The organism is Helicobacter sp. UBA3407 (assembly GCF_949747025.1).
GTDB lineage: Bacteria > Campylobacterota > Campylobacteria > Campylobacterales > Helicobacteraceae > Helicobacter_D > Helicobacter_D ganmani.
On sequence record NZ_CATKCB010000171.1, the window covers coordinates 1 to 9,632 of the forward strand.

Genomic DNA, 9,632 nt, shown 5'->3' on the forward strand with positions numbered 1-9,632 from the left:
ACTGATTTCAAGAATGCGTGTAGGGATTTTGGTAAGGGTTTTACTAAGAGAGTAGGCAAGAATTACACATAAAAAGGTAATACCTCCAATCAAAGAAGCGCTTTTAAATAAAGGTGCATTTTGTGAAAAGATGAGCATACCCGCAGCAAGTGCGTCTATGCTCGTAGCGATTCCAATGAGGAGTAAAACCCATAATGAAAGGATTTTGTGCAATTCTTGCTCCTCTTTGGTTGTATAGGAATCTTTAATGATTTTTAATCCTAAGACTAAAAAGACAAGAAAAGTAATCCAATGGTCAAAAGAATCAGCAATTTGTGAGAAACTATCGTTTGCAAATTTTATTATAACCCAGCCAAAAATGGGCATAAGTGCTTGAAAAAATGCAGTTACTAATGCGATTTTCAATCCGTTTTGTATGCACCATTTTTCATACAATCCATAAGAAAATGCAACAATAGACGCATCAACTGCCAAAGTGATTCCAAGCAAAAGAATCTCTAAATATACCATAATACATCTATCAAGAGAGATTAGCTAACCCTTCTATGGGGGAGCTTGCAGTAGCATAAGGTTTTTTTGGAATCCTACCTGCAAGATAACTTGCGCGTCCTGCACGCACTGCATCACGCATAGCTTGTGCCATTAGAATCGGGTTTTGTGCTTGAGCTATGGCTGTGTTTGTTAGCACTGCGTCTGCTCCAAGCTCCATTGCAATCGCAGCATCAGAGGCGCAACCCACACCCGCATCTACGATAAGTGGCACATTGATAGCCTCTTTGATAAAGGCGATATTGTAGCGATTCTGTATGCCAAGCCCGCTACCAATAGGTGCTGCAAGAGGCATTACTGCACTTGCACCAGCATTTTCTAAATGTCGCGCCATAATGGGGTCATCGTTGCTATATGCAAGCACGCAAAAGCCATCTTTTGCTAGAATTTCGCAAGCTTTTAATGTCTCTAAGACATCGGGATAAAGTGTTTTTTGTGTGTCGCCAATAATTTCTAGTTTGATAAACTCAATGCCTGTGGCTTCACGCGTTAAGCGAAAAAGGGTAATGGCTTCCTCTGCTTTAGTGCAACCCGCAGAGTTTGGCAAAAACTGAATCTTGCTTTCCCTGAAATAGTCTAGCAGATTTTCCTCGTTGGGATTCGTGATATTAACGCGTCTAACGGCAACCGTGATGATTTCTGCTTCCGAGGCAATCGTCGCGTCAAAGGTGGTTTGAAAGTTTTTGTATTTGCCGCTACCCACGATAAGGCGACTTTGAAAGGTTTGATTTCCGATTTTTAAAAGTTGATGATTCATAAAATTTCCTTAAAGTGATAATAAAATTCTAAATGTAGCGGATTTGCTCAATTAAATCAAGAGGACTAAATGAAAAATCATTGCATTTTTTCGCAATTTCTTGTGCGCAAAAGCTATGCAATAAAACACCACAAATCGCGGAATCTAGCGGAGTGCGCCCTTGCGCTAAAAGCCCACCAATGATTCCTGCTAATATGTCCCCACTTCCTCCTTTTGCTAGAATATTTGCGCCAAAAGGATTGATATAAATGTTTTTATCCTTGCAAATCAGTGTATTTGCTCCTTTGAGCACTAAAATTGCGTGTGGATAGGTATTGCAAAACTTTAGTGCATAGGTGATTCTGTCTTTTTGCAAGTCTTGCGTAGAAATTGTTGCAAGGTTGCATACTTTTAGGATTTGTGTAAATTCTTTTGGGTGGGGTGTTAAAAGGATTTGTTTGTGGGTTTGTAGAATTTCTAAAAATAAAGAATGATAAAAAATATCCGCATCTAGTAATAAAGGGAGATTTTTAAGATTTTTTAAATTTGGTAAGGGAGATTCTATGCCAAAACCCATACCAAGCAACATTGCTGTTGCATTTTGTGGAATCTCTTGCGGATTCATCAGACTAAAAGGGAGATTTTGGATTTTTGCTTTGCTTGCTACACTCACAAGTCCAGCCCCGCTACGTAAGCCCGCAAGTGCGCTTAATACACCCGCACCGATTTTTTCTCCTGCATAGACGCACAGATGTCCAAAATCTCCTTTGTTTGTGTTTTGTGCGATTCTGTGCGGAGGTTTGAAATCACTCCTCTCTAGTAGTTTGAAGCTAGAATTTGGCGCAAAAACTTCCTCGCTAAGACCTAAGTTTATCAAATGCACTTCACCCACAAAATCTTTTGCTTCGTCGCAAAATAATGCTATCTTTAATGCACCCATTGTGAGTGTAAAATCCGACTTAAAGGCTACCTCTCCACCTAGTGCGCCACTTTTTGTGATTCCACTTGGAATATCACAGGCAATTTTGATTGCATAGGATTGATTAAGAATGCGTAAGATTTTGGTTATTTCTAAGTCTAATGTCCCCCTAAAACCTGCTCCAAAGATTCCATCAATGATTATCTCATAGTCCATTGCAGATTTTAAGGACTTTAAGAATCGTAAATTCAATTTAGAGTTTGTTTGCAATATTTCTAGTCGTTGGAGCTGCGTTAGGCATAAAGGGCTTTTTGCGCCTTTGGGCAAAAAGAGATGCACTTCACAGATTCCACAAAGCATTCTAGCTAGTGCCAAACAATCTGCGCCATTGTCGCCACTCCCACAAACAAGTAATACTTTTTTGGGAGTTTCAAAAGGATTAGATAAAAAGCGATTTTTGATGAAATAATACATTCCACTTGCGGCATTTTCCATTAGCAATTCTGCGGGTAGATTAAAGCTTTTTGTTGCATTTTTGTCTAATTCTTGTGTGCTTAAAAATAAATTTTTCATTTTGGATTCCTTATAGAGAACAAAAGCTTTTGGAATCTTAACAAAATATGCTATAAATTCAGTCTAAAAAGTGATTGTATAAAGAATTTTTATGGCATTTAAAACTATTTTTTTAAATTTTTTTGTAGTTTGTCTTGTATTGTTTGGTTTAATGGGTTGTAATGGAGAAAAATCCAAAAAAAATAAAGAAGACAATAAAACATTAGAAAACAACGCAACAAGCCTCTTGAAATCAAAGCAACAAGAGGAAGATTCTTTGGAATCTCCCTTGCAACAGCAGTTAAAAAAGAATCTTAAAAGCCATTTAGACGAATTAAGCAAAGAATTGCAAGAAAAGAATCTAAACAATTTGCAAATGGAGCAAAACATAGGTTTGCAGAAACATTTGGAGCATTTTGAGAGCTATCACGGACGCAAAGATATTCCTAAAAAGGATTCCGCACAAAGGAATCTCAACGAAAAAATACAAGAAGCATACGAGATTCAACAAAAGAGGATAGAAGCATTGCGTCAAAAAAATGATGAAATGAGTAAATAACGCTAAATTTACTAGATTATAAGTAAGTTTTGATTAAAATTATAAATTTTGAAATTAAAGAAAGGGCTGGTATGGCAAAACGCGTTTTGGTTAAATATTCGGGCGAAGCATTGTCTGGTGAAAGCGGCTTTGGGATTGAGAGTAAAATTTTGGATTATCTTGCAAGGGAGCTTAAAACACTTGTGGAAGCTGGAATTGAAGTTGGAATCGTGATTGGTGGGGGGAATTTTATCCGTGGCGTGAGTGCATCTCAAGGTGGTTTGATTCGGCGTACAAGCGGAGATTATATGGGAATGCTTGCAACAATGATTAATGGCGTTGCAATGCAAGAAGCTTTAGAATATTATGGCTTAGATGTGCGCGTGCAAAGTGCGCTAGAGATTAAAGAAGTGTGTGAAACCTACATTAATCGGCGTGCGATTCGGCATTTAGAGAAAGGACGCGTTGTGATTTTTGTAGCAGGCACAGGGAATCCCTTTTTTACTACTGATACCGCGGCTACTTTGCGTGCAGTGGAGATTGGAGCAGAGATGATTATCAAAGCAACCAAAGTAGATGGCGTTTTTGACAAAGACCCTGCAAAGTTTGATGACGCAGTGATGTTGCGCCAAATCGGCTATGACCAAGCTCTTAAAGATAATATTAAAGTGATGGACGACACTGCAATTGCGCTTGCAAAAGACAACACATTGCCGATTGTTGTATGCAATATGTTGCGCGAAGGAAATTTGCTGAAAATTATACAAGGCGATTCTGGTGCAGTGTATTCTAAAGTATCCAATGAAAATTAACTTAACTAAAGGAAAAAAATGAGAATTGAAGAAATCGCATCAAAAGCATTAGAAAAAGTCAATGGTGATAGATACTTGCTGTCAAATATTTTATTTATGAGAATTGATGAATTAAGTCGTGGAGCAAAACCTCTTGTAAATAAAAATGTTAAGGCAGATAAGCTTGCGGATATTGCTTTACTTGAAGTGGCAGAAGGTAAAATCGGTTTAGATAAAATTGAAGAATCGCAAAATTAATCCTCTTTTTAAGAAATTTAAAGGTATTCAGATAAGATAAATTTAAAATCTCATGCTAAAGAAGGTAGAATTTGGAATTTTTGAAACAAGTTGCAGAAATCACAAGCCCTAAAGCAGCGTTAGAGTTGTTATATTCTATGGTAGAGGAGACACCAAATATCCAAAATGCAATTGCTTTTGCTACGGAATTGCACAAGGAACAAAAAAGGAGAAGTGGCGAACCTTATATCGTGCATCCTCTGCTTGTTGCGTGCATTGTGGCGTATTTTGGCGGAGATGAAGTAATGGTGTGTGCAGCACTTTTGCACGATGTGGTAGAGGATACAGACGCGACATTAGAGGATATTAAGTGCAATTATGGTGAGGATATTGCTTCACTTGTAGATGGTTTGACAAAAATCGTTGCGATTCGTGCAGAAGAGTTGCCCGCGTCCCATTCTAATGAAAAACTCGTCGTAGCAGCCTTGAGTTTCCGTAAAATGCTCATTACCTCTGTCAAAGATGTGCGTGTGCTTGTTGTGAAACTTTGCGATAGATTGCACAATATGCTAACGCTTGGTGCTTTGCCCCCCAATAAACAAAGGAGAATTTCTGAGGAAACACTTGTTGTTTATTCTCCTATCGCCCATCGTTTAGGAATCTCCTCTTTGAAAAATGAGCTAGAGGACAGAAGTTTTTATTATATTTTTCCTCAAGAATACCGCAAGATAGAGGAATATTTTTTAAGCCACAAGCAAACGATTCAGCTCAAACTCAATGCCTTTATCCAAAAAGTGCGCAAAAGTCTTGTGCAAGAGGGCGTTCCAGAGAGTGAGTTTAGCATTGCAAGTCGGATTAAACGGCATTATTCTATCTATCTTAAAATGCAACGTAAAGGCATTTCTATTGATGAGGTTTTAGATTTATTAGCAATCCGCGTGATAGTCAAAAATCCTTTAGATTGCTATAAAGTCTTGGGGATTTTGCATTTGAAGTTTAAGCCCATTATGTCGCGCTTTAAAGATTATATTGCTTTGCCAAAAGAAAATGGTTATCAAACGATTCATAGCACCTTATTTGATGATTCTGCTATTTTTGAAGTGCAGATTCGCACAGAGGATATGCACAAAAGTGCAGAATATGGAATCGCAGCGCATTGGAAATATAAAACCGGTGGGAATAGCGGTCCAAGTCTTGATTGGCTTAACAAGTTGCAATTTCAAAATAATTCTATTGAAGAATTTTATGAGCTTGTAAAAAATGATTTATATCGTGAGGATATTGTAGTTTTCTCTCCTGATGGCGATAATTATTCTTTGCCGATTGGTGCGGTGGTGTTGGATTTTGCCTATGCGGTGCATACAGACATTGGGAATCGCGCAAAAGAGGCTTATGTGAATAATCAAAAATCCTCTTTGCTGACTACATTGAAAAGTGGCGATATTGTAAAAATCATTATGGCAAAAGATACGATTTTACGATGTTCTTGGATTGATGCGGTGAAAACCTCTCGTGCAAAAAGCCAAATCAAGATGAATTGTGCAACGCGTATTAAAGAAATTGAGCGCAAAAGTGCGATTAATATTATTGCAACGATTTTCGGTAAAAGCGCAGAAGAGATTGAGGATTATATAACAAAAAATGATTTAGAGGATACAATTTATCGTGCGACAACGGATATTGGATTCTTAAAGGATATTAAGAATCGCATTAAGAATTTTTATAAACAAAACGCTGGATTTTTGGAGCAGATTAAAATCAGAATCCTAAAGCTCAAAGAATTGCGTTTTGACAATCTTGTGATTGAAACCAATCATACGATTAATCAAGCGGTTTTTGATTATTGCTGCCACCCAAAATTTGGGGATTCCATTATCGCATTTAAGAGCGGTTCTAAGGCGTTTGTGCATCATAAGCTTTGCGAGCGAGCATATTTGGAGATTCAAAAAGGCGTTAAAATGCTTTATGTAGATTGGTTGGAGGATAAGTTGCAAACTTATAAACTTATCGTTGCGTTAGAGAATCAAAAGGGAGTATTGGCTAATTTCTTGTCTTTTTTAGCAAAGCACGATATTAATGTTTTAGGTGTGGAATTAGGCTCACAAAAGAGTACTTATGCAACGCATTGTGAATTGCGGTTTGAATCTAGTATTACCGAAATTAAAGAGCTTAAAAATCTTTTAGGGAATAATTATAAAATCATAGAAGTGCATGCGTTAAAAGACGCGTATGCAGATTAATTTAAGGAGTATGTATGAATGTAGAATCTCAAATTAGCACTGCTTTAGAAGAGATTAAACGCGGTACGCAGGAGATTATCGGACTAGAAACCATTGAAGATTTAGTAAGTGCATACTTTAAAGAAGGCAAAACTTTTACAATTAAAGCAGGTTTTGACCCGACTGCACCTGATTTGCATTTGGGGCATACCGTTCTTTTGCAAAAACTTGCTACTTTTCAAAAATATGGTGCAAAAGTTTATTTTTTGATTGGTGATTTTACAGGAATGATTGGCGACCCAAGCGGCAAGAGTGAGACAAGGAAGCCATTAAGCAAAGAGCAAGTGTTGGCAAATGCAAAGACTTATGAGGAACAAGTAATAAAAGTCTTGGACGCAGACAAAATGGAAATTGTCTTTAATTCCGTATGGCTTGATAAACTCGGCACACGCGGTATGATTGAGCTTGCTGCAAAATTTTCGGTGGCTAGAATGTTGGAGAGAGATGATTTTGAAAAACGATTCAAAGCACAGAATCCTATTAGTATTGTAGAGTTTTTTTATCCGCTTTTGCAGGGTTATGATTCTGTGGCACTGAATTGTGATATTGAGTTTGGTGGCACAGACCAAAAGTTTAATTTGCTTATGGGCAGACATTTGCAACGCGCTTATGGATTAAACAAGGGACAATCTGTTGTTATGGTGCCGTTGCTTGAGGGATTAGATGGCGTGCATAAGATGAGCAAGAGTCTAGGGAATTATGTCGGAATCACACAAGAACCAAAGGAAATGTTTGGGAGGCTTTTGAGCATTTCAGATTCTTTAATGTGGAGATATTATGAACTATTAAGCACAAAAACACTTCAAGAGATAGAATTGCTAAAAGAGGGAGTAGCAAAGGGTAGTTTGCACCCAAAAGCAGTCAAAGAGGATTTGGCAGTAGAGATTATCACGCGTTATTATGATAAGGGTTGTGCTTTGAATGCAAAAGAGGAATTTGCAAAAGTTTTTGTAAAAGAGGAATTACCAAGTGAGATGCCAGAGTTTAAAAAACCTTGCGGCATTTGGATTGCGCAGCTATTGAGTGAGTGCAATCTTTGCACATCTAATTCTGAAGCGTTGCGCCTTATCAAACAGGGAGGAGTAAAGCTGAATAGTCAGAAAGTTGAGGATTCTAAGATAAATTTAAATCAAGGTGAATATATTTTGCAAGTTGGCAAGCGTAAATTTGCTAAAATTATAATTCAATAAACTTCAAAAAAGGAAAGATATGCTACACACACTCAAAGCACTTAAAATTGGAAAATACACCATTCCTTTACCTATTATTCAAGGGGGAATGGGAGTTGGAATCAGTTGGGATAATCTCGCGGGTAATGTATCTAAATGTGGTGCGCTTGGCATTATTTCGTGTGTGGGAACAGGCTATTACAAAAGAAGTGCATTTGTGCAAAAAACGATTAAGCATAGACCTTTTGATACTATGAATTTTTATTCCAAAGAATCTCTTATGGAGATTTTTAAGAATGCGCGAAAAATTTGTGGCGAAAATCCTTTGGGTGCAAATATTCTTTATGCAATCAATGAATATGGGAGAGTGGTGCGTGATGCTTGCGAAGCGGGGGCAAATATGATTATTACCGGAGCGGGATTGCCTACAAATATGCCAGAATTTACGAGTAACTTTCCTAATGTTGCTTTGATTCCTATTGTTTCTTCCGCCAAAGCTTTAAAGATTTTGTGTAAGCGGTGGGAGGGACGTTATAAACGCATTCCTGATGCAGTGATTGTGGAAGGACCATTGAGCGGAGGACATCAAGGCGTGAGTTATGAGGATTGTTTCAAGCCCGAACATCAACTAGAGGCTGTCGTGCCTGAAGTCATTGAAGAAAGTAAGAAATGGGGGGATATTCCAATTGTTGCTGCAGGAGGAATCTGGGATAGAAAAGATATTGACAAAATGCTAGATTTGGGAGCAAGCGGAGTGCAAATGGGAACACGATTCTTGGGGGCTAAGGAGTGTGATGCTACATACTATAATGAACTTATGTTAAGAGTTAAAAAAGAAGACATTGAATTGATAAAATCTCCTGTGGGTTATCCTGCACGCGCTGTGATTACAGGTATTGTTAAAGGGTTACGTGAAGGGCGTCCTCCTAAAATTGCTTGTGTGAGTAATTGTGTAAGCCCTTGCCATAGGGGAGAAGAAGCAAAAAAGGTGGGATATTGTATTGCAGATGGTTTAGGAGATGGCTATCTAGGAGACCCCATTAATGGCTTGTATTTCACAGGTTCAAATGGTTATCGGATTGAGAAAATCCAAAACGTGCAAGAAATTTTAGATGAATTAAGCCGATGATTAGATTTTTTCTCCTATTTTGTTTATTTTGTAGTGGATTATTAGCAGAAGTTAAAATTCTTTCGGTGCAACAACTGCAAAATGGCATTGTTTTAAATTTTAATCAAATAATTAAACCAACAGATTTTAAAAATTTTCTTTTGCAAAGTCAAGAAAAATTACGTTATGTTTATGATATAGAATCCCAATTACAAGGGAGTGCAAGAGTTTTTGAGTTTCAAGGCGATGTGCGAGTGAAAGTGGCTCAAAACTCTCAAGAAAAAGTGCGTTTAGTTATTACAAGTTCGGAACAATTAAAGATTGAATTGAAAATTAATAAAAAACAAGCAACCTTTACGATTCCTAATGCTAAATTGGCGCAAAGCAATTTTTCCATTGCCTCACTTTTTGAGCCTCAAATCCCTGCCAATCAATCCAAAGAAATACAAAAAAAACAAACTCCTGTAAAGACAGAATCGTCAAAGTCAAGCCCCAAAAAACAGGAAAAAACAACCCCTAAGACAGCCCATACAACAAAAAGTTATTCCAATAAAATAAACAAAACCATTGTGATTGACCCAGGACACGGAGGTAAAGATTGTGGAGCAATGGGCGTAGATAGAGTGTGTGAGAAAAAAATTGTGTTGAATATCGGTAAATATTTGCGTGATGAGTTGAAAAAACGCGGTTATAAAACTTATATGACGCGCGATAAAGATGTATTTATTGGGTTGCGGCAGCGCACAAATTTTGC

General features: G+C 37.6%; 10 protein-coding genes. 7 read left to right on the top strand and 3 right to left on the bottom strand.

Annotation, left to right across the window (positions count from 1 at the left end; genetic code table 11):
• The 3 genes from Q1553_RS06490 to Q1553_RS06500 all read right to left on the bottom strand — a co-directional run.
• Positions 1 to 510: manganese efflux pump (locus Q1553_RS06490; protein ID WP_300842833.1), on the bottom strand; the 510-nt coding region annotated here is incomplete at its 3' end.
• Between the two features lie 10 nt (positions 511 to 520).
• A complete protein-coding gene (locus tag Q1553_RS06495) occupies positions 521 to 1,306 on the bottom strand; it encodes a thiazole synthase (RefSeq protein ID WP_115551187.1) in 786 nt (261 codons plus the stop codon).
• 28 nt (positions 1,307 to 1,334) lie between these two features.
• Positions 1,335 to 2,777 carry an NAD(P)H-hydrate dehydratase gene (locus Q1553_RS06500; RefSeq protein WP_297600732.1) on the bottom strand — a complete coding sequence of 481 codons (1,443 nt, stop codon included), beginning with the start codon at positions 2,775 to 2,777 and terminating at the stop codon, positions 1,335 to 1,337.
• 91 nt (positions 2,778 to 2,868) lie between these two features.
• Here Q1553_RS06500 and Q1553_RS06505 point away from each other — a divergent pair, with 91 nt between their 5' ends.
• The 7 genes from Q1553_RS06505 to Q1553_RS06535 form a co-directional block, all read left to right on the top strand.
• Entirely contained in the window at positions 2,869 to 3,315 is a 447-nt protein-coding gene (locus Q1553_RS06505; RefSeq protein ID WP_297571425.1) for a hypothetical protein, read from the top strand.
• A gap of 71 nt (positions 3,316 to 3,386) precedes the next feature.
• Complete coding sequence (gene pyrH, locus Q1553_RS06510) at positions 3,387 to 4,106, top strand: UMP kinase (protein WP_297571424.1); 720 nt, start codon at positions 3,387 to 3,389, stop codon at positions 4,104 to 4,106.
• A gap of 18 nt (positions 4,107 to 4,124) precedes the next feature.
• On the top strand, positions 4,125 to 4,343 hold the full coding sequence (locus Q1553_RS06515; RefSeq protein ID WP_115551183.1) for a DNA-directed RNA polymerase subunit omega: 219 nt from the start codon (positions 4,125 to 4,127) through the stop codon (positions 4,341 to 4,343).
• 71 nt (positions 4,344 to 4,414) lie between these two features.
• Complete coding sequence (locus Q1553_RS06520; RefSeq protein WP_115551182.1) at positions 4,415 to 6,562, top strand: RelA/SpoT family protein; 2,148 nt, start codon at positions 4,415 to 4,417, stop codon at positions 6,560 to 6,562.
• Between the two features lie 14 nt (positions 6,563 to 6,576).
• Positions 6,577 to 7,791 carry a tyrosine--tRNA ligase gene (tyrS, locus tag Q1553_RS06525; protein WP_115551181.1) on the top strand — a complete coding sequence of 405 codons (1,215 nt, stop codon included), beginning with the start codon at positions 6,577 to 6,579 and terminating at the stop codon, positions 7,789 to 7,791.
• A 19-nt stretch (positions 7,792 to 7,810) separates the two neighbouring features.
• A complete protein-coding gene (locus Q1553_RS06530; protein ID WP_115551180.1) occupies positions 7,811 to 8,899 on the top strand; it encodes a nitronate monooxygenase in 1,089 nt (362 codons plus the stop codon).
• A partial coding sequence (locus Q1553_RS06535; RefSeq protein ID WP_300842834.1) for an N-acetylmuramoyl-L-alanine amidase occupies positions 8,896 to 9,632 on the top strand: 737 nt, incomplete at its 3' end. The genes Q1553_RS06530 and Q1553_RS06535, both read left to right, overlap by 4 nt.